Annotated in this window: 18 protein-coding genes; 10 read left to right on the top strand and 8 right to left on the bottom strand. The window is 39.7% G+C overall.

Annotated features, from left to right (window positions below; genetic code table 11):
• The first annotated feature begins 87 nt into the window (after positions 1-87).
• From I6E69_RS20790 to I6E69_RS05495, 4 genes are all read left to right on the top strand, one after another.
• Positions 88-2529: a TonB-dependent siderophore receptor gene (locus tag I6E69_RS20790; RefSeq protein WP_197120789.1), complete on the top strand. Its 2442-nt coding sequence runs from the start codon at positions 88-90 to the stop codon at positions 2527-2529.
• A gap of 197 nt (positions 2530-2726) precedes the next feature.
• Positions 2727-4307, top strand: a complete 1581-nt coding sequence (locus I6E69_RS05505; RefSeq protein ID WP_197120788.1) for a sodium:solute symporter — start codon at positions 2727-2729, stop codon at positions 4305-4307.
• Between the two features lie 10 nt (positions 4308-4317).
• Positions 4318-5559, top strand: a complete 1242-nt coding sequence (locus tag I6E69_RS05500) for a glycerate kinase (RefSeq protein ID WP_197120787.1) — start codon at positions 4318-4320, stop codon at positions 5557-5559.
• Positions 5560-5633: 74 nt separating this feature from the next.
• Positions 5634-6791 carry an ROK family transcriptional regulator gene (locus I6E69_RS05495; RefSeq protein ID WP_002957728.1) on the top strand — a complete coding sequence of 386 codons (1158 nt, stop codon included), beginning with the start codon at positions 5634-5636 and terminating at the stop codon, positions 6789-6791.
• 285 nt (positions 6792-7076) lie between these two features.
• Here I6E69_RS05495 and I6E69_RS05490 read toward each other — a convergent pair whose 3' ends face one another.
• The 3 genes from I6E69_RS05490 to coaBC form a co-directional block, all read right to left on the bottom strand.
• Positions 7077-9845: a prolyl oligopeptidase family serine peptidase gene (locus I6E69_RS05490; protein WP_197120786.1), complete on the bottom strand. Its 2769-nt coding sequence runs from the start codon at positions 9843-9845 to the stop codon at positions 7077-7079.
• A 140-nt stretch (positions 9846-9985) separates the two neighbouring features.
• Positions 9986-10573, bottom strand: a complete 588-nt coding sequence (gene slmA, locus I6E69_RS05485; protein ID WP_004335558.1) for a nucleoid occlusion factor SlmA — start codon at positions 10571-10573, stop codon at positions 9986-9988.
• A 111-nt stretch (positions 10574-10684) separates the two neighbouring features.
• Positions 10685-11878 carry a bifunctional phosphopantothenoylcysteine decarboxylase/phosphopantothenate--cysteine ligase CoaBC gene (gene coaBC, locus I6E69_RS05480; protein WP_154903588.1) on the bottom strand — a complete coding sequence of 398 codons (1194 nt, stop codon included), beginning with the start codon at positions 11876-11878 and terminating at the stop codon, positions 10685-10687.
• A gap of 144 nt (positions 11879-12022) precedes the next feature.
• Between coaBC and radC the strand changes: the two genes are divergently transcribed.
• The 3 genes from radC to rpmG all read left to right on the top strand — a co-directional run bounded on the left by radC (position 12023) and on the right by rpmG (position 13375).
• Positions 12023-12697, top strand: a complete 675-nt coding sequence (radC, locus tag I6E69_RS05475) for a DNA repair protein RadC (RefSeq protein WP_024590645.1) — start codon at positions 12023-12025, stop codon at positions 12695-12697.
• Positions 12698-12971: 274 nt separating this feature from the next.
• Positions 12972-13208 (top strand): 50S ribosomal protein L28, encoded by a 237-nt coding sequence (rpmB, locus tag I6E69_RS05470; RefSeq protein ID WP_004335549.1) that lies wholly within the window; start codon positions 12972-12974, stop codon positions 13206-13208.
• Positions 13209-13219: 11 nt separating this feature from the next.
• Positions 13220-13375 carry a 50S ribosomal protein L33 gene (rpmG, locus tag I6E69_RS05465; RefSeq protein WP_004335545.1) on the top strand — a complete coding sequence of 52 codons (156 nt, stop codon included), beginning with the start codon at positions 13220-13222 and terminating at the stop codon, positions 13373-13375.
• A gap of 294 nt (positions 13376-13669) precedes the next feature.
• Here the strand turns inward: rpmG and I6E69_RS05460 are convergent, their stop codons facing one another.
• Positions 13670-14596, bottom strand: a complete 927-nt coding sequence (locus I6E69_RS05460) for a manganese-dependent inorganic pyrophosphatase (protein ID WP_004335532.1) — start codon at positions 14594-14596, stop codon at positions 13670-13672.
• 118 nt (positions 14597-14714) lie between these two features.
• Between I6E69_RS05460 and I6E69_RS05455 the strand changes: the two genes are divergently transcribed.
• Positions 14715-15230, top strand: coding sequence for a hypothetical protein (locus tag I6E69_RS05455; protein WP_004335529.1), 516 nt, complete (start codon positions 14715-14717; stop codon positions 15228-15230).
• Complete coding sequence (mutM, locus tag I6E69_RS05450) at positions 15230-16039, top strand: bifunctional DNA-formamidopyrimidine glycosylase/DNA-(apurinic or apyrimidinic site) lyase (RefSeq protein ID WP_197120785.1); 810 nt, start codon at positions 15230-15232, stop codon at positions 16037-16039. The genes I6E69_RS05455 and mutM overlap by 1 nt, the downstream gene beginning before the upstream one ends.
• 69 nt (positions 16040-16108) lie before the next feature.
• On the opposite strand, the gene I6E69_RS05445 is transcribed toward mutM, so the two are convergent.
• The 4 genes from I6E69_RS05445 to I6E69_RS05430 are packed head-to-tail and all read right to left on the bottom strand — an operon-like array spanning position 16109 to position 19655.
• Complete coding sequence (locus I6E69_RS05445; protein WP_039488291.1) at positions 16109-16609, bottom strand: DUF3299 domain-containing protein; 501 nt, start codon at positions 16607-16609, stop codon at positions 16109-16111.
• A gap of 14 nt (positions 16610-16623) precedes the next feature.
• On the bottom strand, positions 16624-17877 hold the full coding sequence (locus I6E69_RS05440) for an FtsX-like permease family protein (RefSeq protein ID WP_197120784.1): 1254 nt from the start codon (positions 17875-17877) through the stop codon (positions 16624-16626).
• Entirely contained in the window at positions 17874-18572 is a 699-nt protein-coding gene (locus I6E69_RS05435) for an ABC transporter ATP-binding protein (RefSeq protein ID WP_197120783.1), read from the bottom strand. The genes I6E69_RS05440 and I6E69_RS05435 overlap by 4 nt, the downstream gene beginning before the upstream one ends.
• A 9-nt stretch (positions 18573-18581) precedes the next feature.
• The gene (locus tag I6E69_RS05430; protein WP_004335515.1) at positions 18582-19655 is read right to left on the bottom strand and encodes a CDP-glycerol glycerophosphotransferase family protein; all 1074 of its coding nucleotides are present in this window, start codon (positions 19653-19655) and stop codon (positions 18582-18584) included.
• Between the two features lie 178 nt (positions 19656-19833).
• Between I6E69_RS05430 and I6E69_RS05425 the strand changes: the two genes are divergently transcribed.
• Positions 19834-20937, top strand: a complete 1104-nt coding sequence (locus tag I6E69_RS05425) for a phosphoribosylaminoimidazolesuccinocarboxamide synthase (RefSeq protein WP_197120782.1) — start codon at positions 19834-19836, stop codon at positions 20935-20937.
• The last annotated feature ends 22 nt before the right edge of the window (positions 20938-20959 follow it).

The following is a 20959-nucleotide window of genomic DNA, read 5'->3' as shown; positions in this document are numbered from 1 at the left end:
CTAACATGTTTACTTGATTATTTCGGCTTTGCTTAGCCACACTCTAAGTAAATACACACAGACAACTAGCACAATTGGAGAATACCCGTGAATAAAACAACGATCGCCTCTATTGTATCTTTATGCCTCGCACAGGGCGCTTATGCAGCAGAAGAAGCTGCACCAGATACAGCAAAAAAAGCTAACAACGTTGAGCGTATTATCGTCTCTGGTACCAGTAAAGGGCGTGTTATTTCAGACACTCCACAATCAGTAACATCTATTAGTGAAGACGAGCTGGTAAAGCTGTCTTCAAGTAGCCAAGCGGATGTGCTTCGCTATATTCCGGGTATTAAAGTAGAAGGCGGTGGCGGTGAAGTCGCTACTAACCTACAAGTAAGAGGCTTACCTTCATCGGGTCAGTTTCAGTTTACGCCACTGTCGTACGACGGTTCACCTAGTTTGAGTGTTTTTGGTTTAAACTCATCGGCGTTTGATGTGTATTACCGTAATGATTTGGGGATTGAGCGCGTAGAGTTTGTGCGTGGTGGTGTATCTAATTTATTTGGCCAAGGTTCTGTGGCCGGCATTATTAACTATATTTCTAAAACGGGCAGTGATGATCCGCAAAGTACCGTACAAATGGAGCTTTCTGACCAAGGGCGTACTCGCTTAGATTTTGCAACGAGCGGTCCACTTAACGAAAACGGCTTATATTATGCGCTTTCTGGTTTTTACCGTTACGACGAGGGCCCTTTAGATACAGGCCTTGAGACTAAAGGTACACAGTTGCGTGGTAATATTCGTAAAGAATTTGATGATGGCTCTGGCTCATTTACTGTTTACGGACAGTACATTGACGACCAAGCTCAGTTTTACTTACCTATTCCACTTGATGGCGACAGCCGCGAGCGCTTAATTGGTAACGATGGTCGTGAAGTCGAATCACTGCAAACGGCGCAAGTATCTAACTTAACGTACGATACAGCAAATGGTCGTTATGAATCGCCAATCAGCGATGGTGTAGTTACTAAAGGTGGCTCTATTTCAGTGGTGTTTGAAAAAGAACTCGCTAACGATTTTGCCATTAATATGCGCAGTAAATACGCTAAATACCAACACGAATTTAATCTATTTTTAGACGGCGACGGTATTATTAATGTACCTGAAAGCCAAGACGACTTTTTAGCTAACAGAGGGCTAGGTGATGCAAGCGGTGCTGAGTTTTCTTATGTTAATTCAGGTGTCGCACTTGCAAGTGATGACTTACTATTTGCTAACCGTATTTTAGACCGCGACCGCCCAGCTGAAGATTTTTCTGCAGAATTTAATATCATCAAAAGTATTTTTGTAGGTGATTTTGGCCACGATATTACAGTCGGTACATTTTTCTCGCACAGTGAAGCCGACGACGATAACGTTATTACAACTTACTTAGGTGAGTTTAATAACAACCCTCGCTTAATCGACTTAACGTATACCGATGTTAATGGCGATGAGGTTCAGTACACTCAAAATGGTATTAGTGGCCCAGGCATTTCTTATACTAACCAAACCATTAGCGCTACCCGCAGAGCATTGTACGTAGCGGATCAAATGGAAAGCGACGATTGGATTTTTGACTTTGGTGTTCGCTACGAAGAAATTGAAGGAAAAATTAGTCGCGAAGGCAGCCAAGTAGTTCAGATTTCAGATGATCCAACGCTTGCACCTAACTTACAAGTTAACACTACGGGCAGTGGTGTAATGACTTACGGCGAAGTCGACACGTCTGAGTTTGCTGTATCGGGGGCGGCGTTATATCGCTTAACTGACAATTTAAATATATATGCCAATGCATCGCGCGGGTTTTTCTTCCCAGAAATTAGAGGTATTCAGTTCAATGATTTAGGCGAGCCTGCCAGCTACGAAGCCGAAATTGTTGAGCAAGGCGAGCTAGGTGTTAAGTTTTTTGATAACGACTTTAGCGGCAGCATTGCGTTATTTAGAACTGACTTAAAAGACAGACGCAGCGTAGACTTTGTAAATGATGGTAATGGGGGCGTATTAGAGCTGCCAGTTATGCAATCAACTAAAGCAACGGGTGTTGAGCTTACCGGTCGTTACGATATTACCGATGAGTGGGCTGTTGATGCCAACATGACCTATACCGATCACGAATTTACTGAATTTGACTCAGACCCTTCTATTATTGGTAACGAATTACGTCGTAAACCAAAAATACTATTTAACTCATCTATTAGCTACACCGCAGATAACTGGGATGCATCGATTTACCATAACTTTACCGGTAAAAACTTTGCAAATGACTCAAACTCGGTAGAACTTGATTCATTTCACTTATTTAGATTTGATGCAGGCTATAACTGGCAAGTTGCACCAGAGCAAACAGTACGCTTAAGCGTTGGGGTATTTAACCTGTTTGATTCTGACGGTGTTACTGAAGGTTCGCCTCGTCTAGGTAACAGCCAAACGGCAGATAACCCATACTTTGTAGGTCGCCCAATTCTTCCACGACGCGTTACTTTAAGAGTTAAATACGACTTTTAAATAAATGCTTTATGCCTATTAACTCACTTTGGGGTTAATAGGCTTTTTGCATTGTGATGCATTTTTCAGCTAAGTTAGCTACAGGTTTATCTTTTTGACTAGGCTCATTTATTCAAAAAGGTAAGGGCAGGTAGCCGTTTGGTATTTTAATTTTGAAAAGGCGCAGTGTTTTCATATTGTGAATACGCGAATAAATTATGAATATATTAGATTTTTCAATAGTTGCTCTTTATCTTGGTGCCTTATTGGTAATGGGATTTATGCTACGTGAACAAACCAATAAAAGTGATTACTTTTTAGGGGGTAAAAGCTTAGGTTGGAAACCTTTGGCTTTGTCGGTAATGGCCACTCAGCTTTCGGCTATTAGCTTTATTTCGGCTCCTGCATTTGTTGGTTTGCGTGAAGGCGGTGGTATGCAATGGCTCTCGTATGAGTTGGGTGTTCCGCTGGCGATGATTTTAATTTTAGCGACTATTTTACCCAAGCTTTATAAAAGTGGCATTGTCAGTATTTACGATTATTTAGAAATGCGCTTTGGCCGCTCAACCCGTGTGCTTATTAGTGTGGTGTTTCAATTTAGCCGTGCGTTTGCCACCGGCATTATGATTTACGCGGTATCGCTTATATTACAAGGCACCATGGGAATAGAAGCATGGCAAGCTATTGTACTAACGGGTGTTATAACCGTTTTATATTCACTGCAAGGTGGGATGAAGGCTGTAGTGTACGGTGATGCGATTCAAATGATCATCATTGTACTGGGTACTATTGCTTGTATTGGTTTTGGGCTTTATCACTTAGGTGGGGTTGATACCTTTATTGCCAATGTTGATTCGAGCCGATTAGAAGCGATTAAGTTTGATTCATTTGGTTTTAGTGGTGATGGCTTTGGCTTTTTACCGATGATTTTTGGTGGTGTGGTACTTTACGCTTCTTACTATGGGTGTGACCAAACGCAAGCGCAACGTGCGCTCAGTGCAAAAGATCCTAAAAACCTACGCTATATGATTTTAGCAAATGGTGTAGTGCGCTTCCCTATTACTATTTTATATTGCGTGTCGGGTTTAATCGTTGGCACTCTGGCAATGAGTAACCCTGAATTTTTAGCAAAAATTCCAGCAGATAACCCTGATTGGATGATGCCTATATTTATTTTAGATTACCTACCGCATGGCTTAATTGGTTTGTTAGTTGTCGCTATTTTGTCGGCAGCGATGTCGTCACTTAGCTCTGCAATTAATTCACTTTCGGCGGTAAGTATTGAAGATTACAGCCGTATATCTAATAAAGAGCTAGACCAACCATCTTACTTAAAGTTAGCTAAATACTTAGGTTTAGCATGGGGCGCAATTACCTTAGTACTATCACTTTTTGCCGGTGACATAGCGCCGACCATTATTGAAGCTATTAACAAAGTCGGCTCGCTATTTTATGGCCCAATACTGGCGGTATTTTTAGTTGCTGTATTAAGTAAACGCAGTGCTGCATTGCATGCCAATATTGGCTTAATTAGTGGTGTATTAATTAACTTGTTGGTGTCGGTATTTGCGCCTGATATTTTCTGGTTTTGGTGGAATTTTATCGGTTTTGTAAGCGCCGCTGTGATTATTTATGTTACGAGTCGTTTAATTTCAAGAGAGGTAAACGAAGTCACAAAAGTACAAAATGCCGAGACCGTATCAAACTCAATTTTAACTGGCAAAGATATCGTTATGCTACTTAGCATGTTTGTTGTGATGATATTAATTTGTTTAGCTATTCCTTCAATTTTTTCGTGAGCTGTGACTAATGGATTCTAAAAAGTCGTTTTTAATTGATTTATTTACCACTGCGGTAAATGCCTGTAAACCAAGTGCTTGCATGAGTAAGTATTTAGAAAATATAGATGCAAGCAAAGGTTTGTGTGTAGTAGGGGCGGGTAAAGCCGCCGCTGAAATGGCCGCCGAAGTTAATCGCTTTTATGGTGATAAATGTTTTGGCGCAGTGGTAACGCGTTATGGCTACGAAAGTAGCGGCGATACTGGGCGAATTAAAGTGCTTAGTGCAAACCACCCAACACCAGACGATAACAGCTTAGCAGCTGGCAAAGAGTTATTGGAGCTTGTAAGAAATAATCCGGCTGATATTCCTATTTTGTTTATTATTTCGGGAGGCGGTTCGTCGTTGATGTGCCTACCTGTTGATGATGTGCCTTTTTCACAAAAGCAAAAGCTTAATCAGTTTTTACTTAGAAGTGGTGCAAGCGTTGATGAAATAAATGTAGTGCGTAAGCAGTTGTCACTTGTTAAAGGCGGTAAGTTAGCGCAGGCCGCTAAGTCGGATTACGTTACGCTCATTATTTCAGATGTAGTAGGGGACAAACCAAGTGATATAGCATCAGGCCCTACTATTAGCGATGGCAGTACTAAAGCCGATGCACTGGCTATTTTACAAAAGTACAATTGGCCGGTAATTGCAGAGGTTGAAGCGCATTTATTAAAACCAGAGCAAGAACGAGTTGCTGATACCGTGGGTGAGTACTTTATTGTTGCAAATGCGCAGCATGCTATTGATAGCGCTATAAGTGTTGCACAGCATCAAGGCTGGGAAACCCAGGTACTAGGGTATGATATTCAAGGCGAGGCTAAAGAAGTTGCAAAGCAACATGCGGCTATCGCTCTTGATCTAAAAGCCCAAGGCAAGCGCGTTATGTTGTTCTCAGGTGGCGAACTTACAGTAACTGTTGCTGATGTTTATGGCGATGGCGGGCCCAATCAAGAATACTTAATGGCGTTGGCTGAGGCACTTAATGGCGAAACGGGTATTTACGCACTTGCTTGTGATACCGATGGTGTAGATGGTAGTAAAGATGTAGCGGGTGCGTATATAAATAACAGTACGATTGCTCGCGCACAAGATGCTGGCGAAAACTTACACGCACAGTTAAAAGGTCATAATAGCCATCAGTTTTTTAAAGCCATTGATGATTTAATCATTACTGGGCCAACTAACACAAATGTGAATGATTTTAGAGTGATAGTGATTGAGTAGGCGCAGTTTGCCCACTTGTTCTTTATAATGGTTTCACGTAATCTTGTGCTCCAATTTTGTTAGGGTTAATAGCTATGTTTTCGTTAAACAACAGTAACTTATTACGCTCTGGTTTTGAGCTTGGAAAAGGCGAAAAGCTATTTCAAGATATTGAGCGCGATATTATAAAAGTGGTGTTTTGGGAAAAGTGCGTAACTCAAAGTCATATTGTGAGCGCAACTCGTATTCCACAGCAAACTGTGTCGCGTTTACTTAAGTCGTTAACCCAACACGGTGTAATTGTACAAACTGATACGCTAATTCCTAATAAAAAAGGTAAGCCTGGGTTTGGCATTGCCCTTAATCCCGATTACGGATTTACCTTTGGCTTAGCTATTTTGCTTGATGCTATTTCGCTTGCTGTAATGGATTTTACGGGAAAGGTGGTTTACACCCATATGCAATTAATGTCGGATATGAGCATTAATAATGTGCTTAAATGTGCACAAAAGCTGGTAGAAGATATAAGCGCTGAGCGTGACATTCCAAGTGAAAAAGTACTGGGAATGGGTGTGGGTATCTCTGGCTTTTTTAGCTCAATGGATGGGAAAATGAATACCCACCATATGCTAGAAGAGTGGTCGCAGGTTGATATTATCGATATTGTGTCGCAGCATTTTCAACTCCCTACTTGGGTTGTTAACGATGCTACAGGCGCAGCCGCAGGTGAAGGTGTTGCAGGTATTGGGCGCGAGTATAAAAACTTTGTTTATATGTTTGTGTCGGCCGCATTTGGTGGCGGTATTGTAAATAATGGCGACGTACTGCGCGGTACATACGGAAACGCAGGTGAGCTTGGCGACATGCTACCGCCTAAATTATATGCTCACCCTAATCTTGAATTACTAAAACGTATTTTGAAAAAAAATGGCGTAGCGGTTACTTCAATTTACGACCTGCATGACAACTTTGATCCTGATTGGCCAGGCGTTGAAGAGTGGTTGTTTAAGGTTCAAGACTCATTTGATTTAGTGGCAACCTGTTGCTCTGCTTTATTAGATGCTGAGGCGATTATTATTGGTGGCCATATTCCAAAAGAGTTGGCTGAAAAAGTTATTGCACGAACTGAGGTTTATGCACAATTTAGACGTGGCGCTAAACGCCCTATGCCAAAGCTGGTGGTATCTAATATTGATAATTTTCCGGTATCAATTGGCGCAGCCACATTGCCATTTAGAGAGTTGTGTTTGTAGCTTAATACCAATCCGCAATAATACTTAATCATTTTGCGGGGCTAAACGTGTCGCTACCTGCGTTAAAAAATTCTCATTTACGACTGCATGGATGCAGAAGGTAGAGCAATGCAGGAGCAATTGCCGAGAACAACTAAATATCGAATTTTTTGCCTAGCTATCAACGCGTTTTTCCAGCCCCAAAATAGCTTATTTAATTAAGCGAATTGGTATAAGAAATACAAATTTTAAAAACAAAAAAGCCGATATTGTTTTATGCAATATCGGCTTTTTTGTTTGGGTTATTTACTCTTCAACGAATGCTTCGCCTTGTGTCATCCATTTTGCAGCTGGTTTGCCTTTTAAGTAATGATCAAAGTACTGCATCATACGTACTGAAAAATCGACCTGATTAGGAAACTTTTTCAAATGATGCGGTTCACCTTCGTATTGTAAAAAGGTTGCATCTTTACCTGCGCGGCGAAGCGCTAAGTAGTACTGCACGCCTTCGTGCCAAGGCACTGCATCGTCTTTATCGCCAAACATAATTAAAATAGGGGTATTTACTTTATCTGCAAAAAACACCGGTGAGTTTTCTATGTACAGCTCTGGTGCTTCAAATAAGTTTTTACCTATACGGCTTTGCCCTGTTTCGTATTGAAACTGACGAGCAAGACCTGATTTTAAACGTATGCCACTGTAAGCACTTGTCATGTTTGATACTGGCGCGCCAGATACAACCGCTTTAAACATATCTGTTTGGGTTATCATAAACGCACTTTGATAGCCTGCCCAAGAGTGACCTTGTAAGCCTATTTTATCTGGGTCGGCTATGCCTAAATCTATTAATTTTTGGGTGGCGTTTATCATGGTTTGCGTTGACGATTTACCCGGGTGACCTATTTCAAAACGAATATCAGGTAAAAATACCGCATAACCGTTTGAGGTAAACATAGGGAAATTAGGGCGATGGTTTAATTCCATTTTTGGAAAATCAAACATGCGTTGACTCATGTAACGATAAAAATACACTACCACAGGTACTTTATCGCCTTTTTTATAGCCCGCTGGTTTTATTAGTACGCCTTGTAAGTCTTCGCCATCAAAACCTTTATAGCTTATTAGTTCTGGCTTTTCGCCCCACGCAAAATTACTAATTTGTGGGTTTAGCGTGGTCACTTGTTTTGGTGCGCTAAAGCTAAAATCAGTTTGGTAGTAATCAGGAAATTGGCTATAAGTTTGCGAGGTAAATAAGTACTTGTCAGCCTTTTTGGCTTTTTTAACTATATCAAAGCGTTTATTACCGCTAAGCACCTTAGTTAGTGTGTTAGTGGTTAAGTCGAGCTTTGCAACTTCGCTTTGTTTAGTTTGTAAGTTAATAGCAGAGACAAGTAATGTATCGCCTTTTTTAAAGCCCACTTGGGTTTTATCAAGCTTAATAACACGGTACTGCGTATTGCTTTGCTTACCATTAGTTAGGCGTTTAGCTTGCTTAGTTTTTACGTCAAATGCCCAAATATCGTATTTGCTATAAGCAAGCACTTGGCTGCTATCGGTCATCCAACCAGCAAAACCATAACCAGGTTGAGTAGATGGGTAGTCGTGTTTATCATCAGCAAAGGTTGCCTGAATCGCTTTTGTAAGCGATGTTACTTTATTATTTTTTAAATCTTTTAACTGTATTTGGCTATCGCTAAAATAAGCCGCAAACTCACCATTAGGGGCAAGGCTCGGTCTAAACGGGTAGTTACTTATAATTGGAGTTTGTTTACCGGTATTTATATTTACTGCAAAGTAATCAGCAAAAAAACCGCCGTACATTATTTTTTCTAGGTAGGGGATGTTAGATGAGCCAAGTAAAGACACATCTCGCTGAGGGTTTAGTGCAACCTCAGGCATGTTTGGTGTACTAAGTTGCGCAACTTTTTGCGAGTTAACGTGATACACCGCACTGTAATGGCGATTTTTATTAACTTCGTTCCATTGCTGCTCTTCACGTGGTTTTATTTGCGCATCGTTGTTGTGCCATACATTAAGACCTTTATGCTCACGTATGGTATCAAAGTCGTACAATGAAGCTTCGTCGGTATACTCTTTAGCTTTTACTTTAGCTGCTAATTTTGGATGGTTTTCAAAATATAAGCGCTCGCCATTTTCTGACCATTCAAGGGTGGCTGTTTTCCCTAACGTCCATGCTTTATTAGGTGAATCTATAGTTGAGAGCTTCTCGTTTTTATATAGCTGTAAAGTGTAGCTTCGGCGGCGCGTGTCATCATTTACATAGTTACCCAATGTAAACGCTGCAATATTGTCAGTGGGGTGCCACGCTATTTTATTTGCGATTACGCCCGGTTCATCAATTAATACGCTGCTATTAAAGTCACTGAGCTCAATTAACGCTATTTGGTTGTTATTACCATCGTTGTAACTTTGACTCACTAATAGCTGGCTGTTAGCTGAGTTAATAGCGTAGCTAAATACGTTTTCTATTGTATGAGTGCGTTTATCAGATAAATTTACGATAACAAGTGGATAGCTCTTATCTTTTTTATCGGGCGTGATAGCGTTGTCTTCTTCGTTTTTAGTGCTATCGGTTTTATCTTCTACTTTTGCGTCATCGTCTTTTTTATTTAAACGATAAGCAAGCCACATACCGTCATCAGATAACGTGTAATCTTTTACATCAGCAAAGCTTTGTTGGGCACCTGATTGTGTGTTTACGAGTACAAGATTATTTTTAAGTGTGTCTTTTTTTTTGGTTGTTTCTTTTTCAAGTAAGGTAGGTACTTGTGTAAAAGCGACCCAGTTAGCGGCTTTATTTATATGAGGCTTAGTGCCGCGTTCTACTTCTGCGATGAGTGTATTGCTTTGTAGTGAGTAAACTTGACCAGTTGCATTTCCACGATACGGCGTTGCACTAAAAGTGAGTACTTGACCATTGTCAGATAGTTGTGTGCTTTTAGCTGATTTAAAACTAAATACGTCTTTAAATTGTAGCGATTCTTTGGCGTGTATGCCGGTGCTAGTTAAGCTGGCAACGAGTGCCGTGCTTAATAAGGTGAGTTTTGTTTTCATTATTGATTCTCGTATTATGACATTGTTTCATTGTAACGAGTTTGGTTCATAATTCGAGCGGATCAGATAAATGGCAGCTACATACGACAAAACGACCCGCAGGTCGTTTTTTAGTATTCAATTTATTAATTTAGCAAACATTACAGCCAAATTTTTTGTAGCTCAAGCCATTGTTTTTCAAATTGAACACTTGGTTTTGCTTTAAAGTCGCTACGTACAAACTGATTCATTTTGCCTTCAACGTAGGCAAGTAAAAAGTTTGCAAGTGTAAGCTCATCACTTTGGAAGTTTTTACCCTCACGTAATTTGCGCTCACGAAGCACTTGTTTAAACTGAGTTTCTAGTTTTTCAAACAAGGTTTGTACACGTTCGCGTAAACGTTCCTGCTCACCTTGCAGAGCATCGCCCGTTAAAATACGAGTAATACCTGGGTTTTTTTCAGCAAAGGTTAGAAGTAATAATAGAATGTTATAAATGCGCGTTTGGCTTTCTTTTTCGTTTTCAATAATAATATTTATACGAGATAAAAGGGTATCTTCAATAAACTCAATTAAGCCCTCAAACATACGCGCTTTGCTCGGAAAATGACGGTATAGCGCGGCTTCAGACACACCCACCTCAGCAGCTAGTTTTGCTGTGGTGATGCGTTGTCCTAAATTAGTTTCTAACATTTGTGCGAGTGCTTGCAGTATTTGCTCTTTGCGATTACTTCTTTTTGTCGCAGGCATGAACATTCCTTTTTATTAGTTATTCTTAGTGGCGCAGTTAAGAACCCTAGTCATTTTTTGTTCAAATGATTGGCGTATGTTAATGTTTTATTCAGTTTGTTTCCAGCCTTTTTATAGATGTTTAGCCAGCTGTTCGATCACCTTGCGAGCTATTTCTACTTTACTTGTTGTTGGTAATTCTAGTTGTTCATTGTGCCAGTACAGTGTTAAAGCATTATGATCGGAATTAAACCCTAAGCCACTTTTTGATACGTCATTAGCGCAAATCATATCTAGATTTTTATTTTGTAGTTTACCTTTAGCATAGCTTTCTACATTTTGAGTTTCGGCGGCAAATCCAACCGTATAGGGGCGGTTTTGTGTAAGGTTTGCAATAGCTGCAATTACGTCAGGGTTTTTAGTTAAAGTAAGGGTGAGTTCGTCGCCTTGCTTTTTCATTTTTTGAGTCGCAATGTTTGCAGCTCGATAATCCGCAACAGCAGCGCAACCTATAAAAGCATCAGATTGTGATGCATAGGTAAGTGACTCAGTTAATAGCTCCTCAGCGCTTTCTATATTAATAAGGTTTACGCCAGTTGGGGCTTTTATAGTGACAGGGCCCGAAATTAAATTAACCTTAGCACCGAATTGCAAAGCTGCTTCTGCTAGTGCATAACCCATTTTTCCAGAACTGTGATTTGATATAAAACGTACCGGATCGAGAGGCTCACGCGTTGGGCCTGCCGTTATTGTAATTGTTTTTCCTGCAAGTAGTTGCGGTTGCTCTTTTGCTATACATAGCGCAACTAGCTCATGTGGCTCTAACATGCGTCCAGCGCCTATATCACCACACGCTTGCTCACCTTTACCTGGGCCCCAAATAAGTACGTTACGTGCTTTTAATGTGGCTAAATTTGCTTGTGTAGCTGCGTGTGCATACATTTGCTGGTTCATGGCAGGTGCTACAGCTACTTTTGCAGGCGTTGCTAGCAGTAACGTCGTTAGTAGGTCGTCAGCAATGCCCGCTGCCATTTTTGCAATAATATTGCAGGTAGCTGGGGCAACTAAAATTAAGTCAGCCCATTTTGCAAATTCAATATGCCCCATTGAAGCTTCGGCAGAAGGGTCTAGTAATGAGTCAGAGACTGTTTCTCCACTAACGGCTTGCATGGTCAGTGGTGTAATAAAGTGTTTAGCTGATTCAGTCATAACTACTTTTACTTCACAACCAGCGTCTTTTAATCGCCTAACGAGTTCTGCGCATTTATAAGCTGCAATACCGCCGGTAATACCTAGTACAATTTTTTTGTTTGTTAAGTTAGTCATGAATGTTCATCAGTTTTTATTAAATATTGGGCTTAAAATAACAAATCTTTACCCGTACAGCGAAGTTTTTTAATTCGAAATAACAGGCTAAATTTTAAATTTGCATTACATTTATAAGACACTTTCGCCTCTCAAGGATGAACAATGCAACTTACTTCACTTCCAAACTCACTTCGACCTCGTGAAAAACTCATCTCCAAAGGAGCTAAAGCACTTACTGATGCTGAGCTCCTTGCCATATTTTTACGAACAGGGTTACCAGGAATGAATGTAATTGAGTTGGCTCAGCATCTACTAAATGAAAATAAAACCCTACATAATTTGTTTAATGCCAGTATTGAGGAGTTTTGCTCTCAAAAGGGGTTAGGGACCGCAAAGTATGTGCAGCTACAAGCTGTATTAGAGCTAAGCCAACGTTATATGCAGGAGCGTTGCCAACGAGATGCAGTGTTTAATTCGCCAAACTCAGTTTATGACTATCTAACAATTCAAATGCGAGGCTTGCAACAAGAAGTATTTATGGTGTTATACCTAGATAGCCAAAATAGATTAGTAAAAGACGAAATACTTTTTTATGGCACAATTAATTCTGCCAGTGTTTATCCGCGTGAAGTGGTAAAGGCTGCCCTTAAAAATAATGCAGCCGCTGTTATTTTTGCGCATAATCACCCAAGTGGTATTGCAGAACCGAGCCAAGCAGACAAACTTATTACGAATAAATTGCAGCAAGCACTGCAATTGGTCGACATAAGTGTGCTCGATCACATCATTGTTGGTGGAGAAACCTGTGTTTCGTTTGCCGAGCGAGGCCTGATTTAGCTTTGTTAGACACATAAGTGTGTTAAAAATGAGCTGTTTAACGTGTTTTGGCAAATTAGTTTAATTTAAATGCAGTTTTTACTTTCCCTAAGGGCATTCGATCTTTATAATTAGCCGCTATCAAATTTACATATATGAGCTGATTGGATAGATCAGTGTTTGATCTTTGCCTGTAAAAGCTGTATAAAGAGCGCCCTTCGATTTATCTCTAGGGCGGAAATACACGGCCTTAGATTAAATTAAGCTCGAGCGAAGTTATTGGAGATATATAGACATGTCTAAAGTATGTCAAGTTACAGGTAAGCGTCCAGCGGTTGGTAATCACCGTTCACACGCGAGAAACGCGACTAGACGTCGTTTCCTACCTAACCTACAAACACACCGTTTTTGGGTTGAAAGTGAAAAACGTTTTGTAACATTACGCACTACTACTAAAGGTATGCGTATTATCGATAAAAAAGGCATCGACACGGTTCTTACAGAAATCCGTGCTCGCGGCGTTAAAGTTTAAGGATCTGAATCATGCGCGATAAAATCCGTTTAGTTTCAACTGCCGGTACTGGTTTTTTCTACACTACTGACAAAAACAAACGTAACATGCCTGAGAAGATGGAAATCAAAAAGTTTGATCCAAAGATTCGTAAACATGTTCTTTTTAAAGAAGCTAAAATTAAGTAATTTTAGTTCTTCTTTTAGAATTTAAAAACCCAGCTTAGGCTGGGTTTTTTGTTTTTAAACTATGATTAGCGAATTGACGTAAAAAAACCTCGTTGGCATAACCAACAAGGCTTTTAAATCAAAAAACGTTATACCAATAGCATTAAATTAGTGATTTATTATAGCGCTGAGAAAATAGCTCAATAACAAGGCGAAAATTATGACATATAGTTGTTCTATATGAATCATTTTTAACGCAGTGAGTAAGCTATTTAATGCGATAAAATAATCATGTTTTTAATAAAATTGGTATCATTAGATTTTTGTGAATGCATCTTGTAGTGGTGGTACTACTTGCTTTTTACGGCTCAGTACACCATCTAACCATACTTTATCATTCTCTGGTTTTACACCGTAAGCCTGCTCAACTAAGTTTGCATCGTCAGATACAATTAGCATTTCTGAGCCTTCTTTCATTATATCGGTAAGCAGTAAAAATACAGAGTGGCGGTTGCCCTCAACTTTTAGCTTAGCAATATCGGCTGCAAGGTCTGCTTTAATATCGTCAAAAACAGCAAGGTCGATTACTTCTAGCTGGCCAATGCCTACTAGGTTACCGTTCATGTTGAAATCTTTAAAGTCACGCATTACTAAATCACGTGCTGGTGTGTCTTCTACCGCAGATTTAACGCGGAACATATCCATACCCAATTCTTTAAAGTCTTCGATGCCTGCAATTTCAGCAAGCGCTTCAACACATTTAATATCGGCTGTGGTACATGTTGGCGATTTAAATATAACTGTGTCGCTTAAAATTGCACACATCATGATACCAGCGATGTCTTTAGGGATTTCTACGTTGTAGAAGTCATACATCATTTTAATAATGGTGTTTGAACAACCCACAGGACGAATCCAACATTCAAGCGGAGTCGATGATGTTAAGTCACCTAATTTATGGTGATCTACCACACCAACAACGCGAGCTTGGTCGATATCATCAGGTGCTTGTGTTTTTTCTGTGTGATCTACAATATACACATCTTCACCAGCGTAGCTTAACTTAAGCTCTGGTGCTTCAAAACCAAATCTATCAAGAATAAATTGAGTTTCAGGTGAAACTTCACCAAGACGAGTTGGAATTGCTGGCTCATCAATTTGGTTTTTTAAATAAGCCAGTGCAATTGCACCACAAATAGAATCTGAATCTGGGATTTTATGGCCCACTACATACATAGACATTGACGGAACTCCTTTAAATTTGCCGATATTCTAACAAAGTCTGCAGCCTTTAACATATAGACAGCGCAATTAAGTTTTAGTTACACTTTAAAATCTTGAATTTACTAGGTGTATTTATATGCGACTGGGCCGTAAAGGTTGGAACAACGTTATAATATTTTCGATGTTGATTATGATCTTCTTTTTAAATGGCTGGCATAAGCAATTTTTAGGAGGCGAGGATAAACCAGCGTTACAAGCTGTACTCCCCCAGCAAAGTTTTGTACTCACATTGCAATTTGTTGATCAAAAAATTGAGCGCATAGGAACAAGTTGGCGTACAACACCACTACAAAAAGATATACCGCTCGTGTGGAAAGCGTCTGAGCAGCAGCTTAGTGATTTAGTTAACCAATGGCAAAGCGCGGCGTTAATGGGGGTTAATGAGTCTGTTGTTTTTAACCCTAATGCGCCTTTATACGTTGCTACATTTGAGTTAGCTGGCGAAAGTATGCCGTGGGTTTATTTGCTCTACAAAGGCGATGGTCAATATTATTTACTCGAAAAGAGAAGCCAGCGAATACTCGCACTCGATTTAAAAACTGCTCAGCAGTTATTCCCTAGTTTTGATTTTTCACAAAGTGAGTCTAATTAATGCCTGAATTACCAGAGGTAGAAGTGAGCCGAATGGGCATCACTCCCCACGTACAAAACCAAGTTGTCACAAAGGTAAATATTTACAATGCCAGTATGCGCTGGCCAGTGCCAGATCACGTGTATCAACTTGAAGGGCTAATTGTTACAAGTATTGAACGACGAGCTAAATATTTACTTTTACATTGTGAGCTTGGGAGCACTATTTTACATTTGGGTATGTCAGGTAATTTGCGTGTAGTAGATAAAAGTGAGCCGCTTAAAAAGCATGACCATGTAGAGTTTATTTTTGGCAACGGTAAAGCACTGCGCTTAAACGATCCTCGTCGTTTTGGTTGTTGCTTATGGCAAGAGCCCGGTGAAGTGCATAAGCTACTCTCTAAGCTTGGTCCTGAGCCGCTTACCGATGATTTTTTTGCTAAACGCGTGTACGAACAATCGCGCAATAAAAAAGTACCCGTAAAGCAATTTATTATGGATAACGCAGTGGTGGTTGGTGTTGGTAATATTTACGCGAATGAATCGTTATTCAAAGCGGGTATACATCCAAAGCGAGAAGCGGGAAAAGTATCGCTCAAACGTTATCAAGCACTTATCCCTATTATAAAAGACACGCTTGCGGCGGCTATTACACAAGGTGGTACAACGCTTAAAGACTTTGCACAAAGTGATGGTAAGCCTGGGTATTTTGCTCAAGAGTTATTAGTATATGGGCGCAAAGGTAAGCCATGTATGACGTGCGAAAACGAATTAGAAGAAATTAGATTAGGGCAACGCAGTACTATTTTTTGCTCAAATTGCCAAAAGTAGTTATTTGAATTTTACCGACTCTAAATTTAATGAGATTTAAGGGCCAGCTTTAAAAGCGGGCCCTTTATTTTAAAGCTCGAACGGTGCTACACCGACTGCCTTCATTTTATATCCTACCTGCGCTATTTCGCCCGACCATGTTTCTGTGCTTATTATTCCGGTTACAACGATTGCGTCGTACAGACTATCTATAGGCACACCACCTTTAATCGTTACATGGACTATTTGATTTGGCGGTGGTGGTGGTACGTGTATACAGGCGCCAAAATAAGGCACGAGTAAAAACTCAGTAATAACTTCGCTATCGCCCTCAAGTGGCACAACAAAACCTGGCAAACTTACCGATTGACCATCAAGCGCTTTTACCACTGGAGCATCTAAATCGGGTTGCACCCAGTTTTGATCGCTGCCTTCGTGATTAGCTTGTGCTTGAGTGTCTATTTGCATATGACCTTTGGGAATTAAGTCTTCCCAAAAAATTTCTTTTGGTGGATTGGCACAGCTCGCTACGCTTATAAATAATAAGCTAATAGCAGCAATGTATTGAAAAGCTGTTTTAAAAAATGTCATAAAATACCTAAAAATTATGCTTTTATACTCATGCCATCGCTGAGTGAATAAAAATAAGCGCGAGTAGCGGGTATTAAGCCAATAACAAAACCTGCGGCCATAATAACCCCGATTAAGCCCAGTTCATAGTAAGAGAGCATTGTGATATTTACGCTTATACCGGCATGGCTTTGTAAGTAACCGCCGGCTGAAAAAATAACTAAATAGTAAAGCGCACTACCCACTAGGCAACCAAGTAGAGTTGTCAGTAATGATTCAATACTTATAAGTGTAAATAAATGCCAAGGGCGAGCGCCTACTGAGCGCAATATAGCAAGTTCGCGACGTCGCTGGCTTAGGTTTGCAAGCAATGTCGTTAACATACCAAGTAAGCTAACTAACACGACAACAGCTGAGAATAGTAATAGTATTTTTTCTACTATGGCGAGCATTTCCCATAAATCTTTAAGTGTTACGGTTGGCATAATGCCAAGCAGGGCTTCTGGCTTATATTGATTTATATTGCGCCTAATTTGTAATGTGTACAAAGGCGAATTAAATCCCATTAAAAATGCTGTAATTTGCTTAGGGTGACCAACTAGGTTGTTATCTTCGTCATGCTCATGCTCATGCTCATGCTCAAGGCTCGCTTTACCGCCGTGAATTAAATCGATTGCAGCCAAAGGAATATGCAGCGTTTTATCAACTGGCGTGCCTGTTGGGTTTAAAATGCCGACGACTTTAAATGGGTTGTCGTCATGATGATGAAAACTCGTGTTCCCCATGCCGTGCGATATAACAATAGAGTCGTTAAGTTTGTAGCCTAGTTTATTTGCAACTTCGCTACCGAGCACCACTTCGTTAATTGCGGCAAAAGGGTGGCCTTTGTGAAAGGTTAAGTTTTGTTTTTTTGCAAAGCGATAATGGCTAAAGTAATCAAGTGTTGTGCCTAGTACCGCTTGGCCTTTATGGCTGTCGCCTAGGCTTATAGGTATGCTCCATTTTACGCCTCGCTGACTTGTTATGTATTCATAACTTTTCCAACTTACGCCGTTATTAGTATGGCCAATTCTAAATACTGACGAAAGTAGCAACTGTATATCGCCGGTACGCGCACCAACAATTAAATCAGTGCCCGAAATAGTATTACTAAAACTACTTTTAGCATCAATTCGTACACGTTCAATACTCAAAAGTAGCATTACACTAATTGCGATAGTAAATAATGTAAGCAGTACACTTGCGCGGCGATTTAATAAGCTTTTGTAAGCAAGTTTAGCGATGATCATACCTGCTCCTGCAAATTTATAAGGTCAATGGAGCGGTTAAATAAAGGCTTTAGTGTTTCATCGTGGCTCACAAATACCAACGTACTATTAGATAGCTTTGCCTGCTCAAACAGTAGCTTTATAAAGCTACCACGATTATTTGTATCGAGTGCAGATGTGGGCTCATCAGCAATTATTAATTCAGGGCTGCCTATAAATGCGCGAGCGGCAGCAACGCGCTGTTGCTGTCCAATACTCAGTGTCGCTACATCTTTATGGTGATACTGGGCAGTAAGGCCTAAAGCATTTAATAACCGTATCGCTTCTTTTTGTAAGGCAGAGTTTTTATTTGATGATTGCTTTAATATTTTTTGTTTTCGGCTTTTTGAAAACTCACACCCAAGCGTTATATTTTCAATAGGAGTTAAATAAGGAAGCAGGTTAAAGTTTTGAAAAATGTAGCCAATGTGATCCGCTCTAAAAACATCACGGGTGGTATTGCTTAATGTAGTTAGGTTTTGGTTTAAAATTGATACCTCACCGCTAGTGGCTGTATTAATGCCAGCAAGAATCGCTAATAAGGTCGATTTACCTGAGCCACTAGGACCGTGTAAAAAAATATGCTCACCTTTTTCTATAACTAACTCTTTTATGTTGAGCGTGGGTGAGCTATCGCTTTTATGCCACTTAAAAGTTACATTTTTGAGGTTGATCATTACTTTATTTTACCATTTCCAATAATTAAGCTTTTTACGCATTTTAAAGTTTCTTATTACATTAAGTGGTTTTGGCTTTAGTTTTTCGTTACTTTGCAAAAATTCATTAGCTGCATTTAATACGCGCTGGCTAGATTGACCATCGGTATACGGATGAAGTTCCTGGCAATAGCTTTCAATATTTTTCATAAGTGTTTTAGGGTACGTGAAAGCCTGCTCTAAGGCTTCTTCAACTTTATTGGGGTCTGTAACATTAAGTAAGTGTTCCGCAGGAGCATTATTACAAAAGGTGACCACAGGTTTTCGTTGAACTAAAAACATTAAAAGTACTGATGATGTATCGCATAACATAACATCGGCTGATTTTAATAAAGGGACTACGTCGTCGGTCTCAATAAACGTTAAATTTTGATTGCTTAATGCCTTATATTTGCTCACCAATTCAGTTGGCATTTTTGGATGAAATTGCATTAAAATTCGCCATTTTCCGGTTTCACTAAAATGTTTTATTTGCTCATATAGCTTTGGTGCAAGCGATAGTCGCTTTGAAAATGTAGAGCAAATTAATAAGGTTGGTCGGGTGTCTGATTTATTTGTATAAGGCGTTTCGGTGATGCCATCAAATAGTCGGTCAAGAGCAGGCCAGCCAGTTTCTGTTACCTTGAAATAGCCTAGTTTTCTTTGTAAGGCTTTAAATGGGATTGTTGTATTTGGGCCTTGTGTACAATACAGGTCGAAACAACCTCTAGCTTTAAGATGATCGTTATTCCCTTTTTTATCTAGCTTACCTGCATCAAAGCCATGAAACACACCTACTTTGATACCAGGGAAAAAAGTGGGTATTAAATTAGCCGGTGCAAACGTTGCATCGGGTTTCCATTCGTGAATATCTTCTATTGTATTAAGCCGTTTTTCTTCTTTTTTTAAAAAATTAGGATTGACTGCCACACCTTGTAAAAACCAGCGCACTTCACCACCATTAGCTAATATTGCAGCCTGAATGGGCCTCAAAATAGCATATGAATAATTTTGAGAAATATACATTAAGTATTTTTTATTTTTAGTGGCAGTTAAGTAGTTCAAGCTATCTCCTCAGGCTGATTAGCACATTAAGTTTACCCCATTGCGAGTCGCTTATAAATATATGCCTTTATTTGTTTTAAGCATCCGATTGAGCTTTGAGGTTGGCTAGATTATTATACAGCCCATATAACCCCATACCATACTTTGCTCAAAGAGCATCCCTAACCCCGGAGATAGCATGACTAGCTATAAAGTTTTAGACGTAAACGATGATTTACCCATTCGTACCAAAGGTGAAGTACACAGCGGTAAAGTTCGTTCAGTTTATTGGTTAACTGATGAAGACAGCGCTCGATTAATTAAAGATAAAGGCTATCAAGTACCGACTGGTACTGAGCTTGCGATTATGGTTATTTCAGACCGAATTTCTGCATTTGATTGCATTTGGCAAGGCGAAAACGGTTTAAATGGCGTACCAGGTAAAGGTATAGCGCTAAACTCAGTGGCAGCCCATTGGTTTAAGTTATTTGATAAAGCGGGTCTTGCGGGCAATCATATTGTAGATATTCCGCATCCGTATGTGTGGATTGTACGTAAAGCCAGTACAGTAAAGGTAGAGGCAATTGCTCGCCAATATATTACGGGTAGCATGTGGCGCGATTACGCTAAAGGCATACGTAACTTTTGTGGTATTGAATTAACAGAGGGTTTAAAAGCGAACCAAAAGCTTGATAACGTTTTAATTACGCCGTCAACAAAAGGTATTATTGAAGGCGTTGCTGATATTCCACCTGTTGATGATGTAAATATTACTCGCGCTAATATTACTAATAATTTAGACGTATTTAACTTTAAATCGGCAGATGATGTAACCAAATACGAGAAACTGTTAGTTGAAGGTTTTAAATTAATTAGTGATGAACTAGCGAAGCTTGACCAAATTTTTGTAGATACTAAATTTGAGTTTGGTTATGTAGAGGATTTAAATGGCGCGCAACAGCTTATATATATTGATGAAGTAGGCACGCCTGATTCGTCACGTATTTGGGATGAAGCTGCTTACAAAGATGGTAAAATTGTTGAAAATTCTAAAGAAGGCTTTCGTCAATTACTGATTAATAACGTGCCAGAGAGCGACGTATTATTAAATAAAGATCGCATGAGTGAGCGTGAGCAGTTAGCTAAAGATTATATTTTACCAGAATCAGTAATGCTTGAAGTGTCAAATACCTATGTTGGCATAGCGAGTAAAATTGTTGGCAGAGATATCGTGATCCCTGAAGATCCTCGCCAAGAAGTTATTACTATTTTAGATAACGATTACGGATTAATTGTTAAATAACAGCACTTAAGTGCTAATAAAG

This window comes from Pseudoalteromonas sp. NZS100 (genome assembly GCF_015864815.1).
Taxonomy (GTDB): domain Bacteria; phylum Pseudomonadota; class Gammaproteobacteria; order Enterobacterales; family Alteromonadaceae; genus Pseudoalteromonas; species Pseudoalteromonas distincta.
This window is presented reverse-complemented; position numbering and strand designations above follow the sequence as displayed.

Excerpts from the sequence above, each read along its gene's own strand:
- I6E69_RS05440 (WP_197120784.1), bottom strand. The coding sequence starts at position 17,877 with ATGATCATCGCTAAACTTGCTTACAAAAGCTTATTAAATCGCCGCGCA.
- I6E69_RS05495 (WP_002957728.1), top strand. The coding sequence starts at position 5,634 with ATGTTTTCGTTAAACAACAGTAACTTATTACGCTCTGGTTTTGAGCTT.
- I6E69_RS05460 (WP_004335532.1), bottom strand. The coding sequence starts at position 14,596 with ATGTCTATGTATGTAGTGGGCCATAAAATCCCAGATTCAGATTCTATT.
- I6E69_RS05455 (WP_004335529.1), top strand. The coding sequence starts at position 14,715 with ATGCGACTGGGCCGTAAAGGTTGGAACAACGTTATAATATTTTCGATG.
- rpmG (WP_004335545.1), top strand. The coding sequence starts at position 13,220 with ATGCGCGATAAAATCCGTTTAGTTTCAACTGCCGGTACTGGTTTTTTC.
- I6E69_RS05435 (WP_197120783.1), bottom strand. The coding sequence starts at position 18,572 with ATGATCAACCTCAAAAATGTAACTTTTAAGTGGCATAAAAGCGATAGC.
- coaBC (WP_154903588.1), bottom strand. The coding sequence starts at position 11,878 with ATGACTAACTTAACAAACAAAAAAATTGTACTAGGTATTACCGGCGGT.
- I6E69_RS05425 (WP_197120782.1), top strand. The coding sequence starts at position 19,834 with ATGACTAGCTATAAAGTTTTAGACGTAAACGATGATTTACCCATTCGT.
- I6E69_RS05490 (WP_197120786.1), bottom strand. The coding sequence starts at position 9,845 with ATGAAAACAAAACTCACCTTATTAAGCACGGCACTCGTTGCCAGCTTA.
- mutM (WP_197120785.1), top strand. The coding sequence starts at position 15,230 with ATGCCTGAATTACCAGAGGTAGAAGTGAGCCGAATGGGCATCACTCCC.
- I6E69_RS05505 (WP_197120788.1), top strand. The coding sequence starts at position 2,727 with ATGAATATATTAGATTTTTCAATAGTTGCTCTTTATCTTGGTGCCTTA.
- rpmB (WP_004335549.1), top strand. The coding sequence starts at position 12,972 with ATGTCTAAAGTATGTCAAGTTACAGGTAAGCGTCCAGCGGTTGGTAAT.
- slmA (WP_004335558.1), bottom strand. The coding sequence starts at position 10,573 with ATGCCTGCGACAAAAAGAAGTAATCGCAAAGAGCAAATACTGCAAGCA.
- radC (WP_024590645.1), top strand. The coding sequence starts at position 12,023 with ATGCAACTTACTTCACTTCCAAACTCACTTCGACCTCGTGAAAAACTC.
- I6E69_RS05445 (WP_039488291.1), bottom strand. The coding sequence starts at position 16,609 with ATGACATTTTTTAAAACAGCTTTTCAATACATTGCTGCTATTAGCTTA.
- I6E69_RS05500 (WP_197120787.1), top strand. The coding sequence starts at position 4,318 with ATGGATTCTAAAAAGTCGTTTTTAATTGATTTATTTACCACTGCGGTA.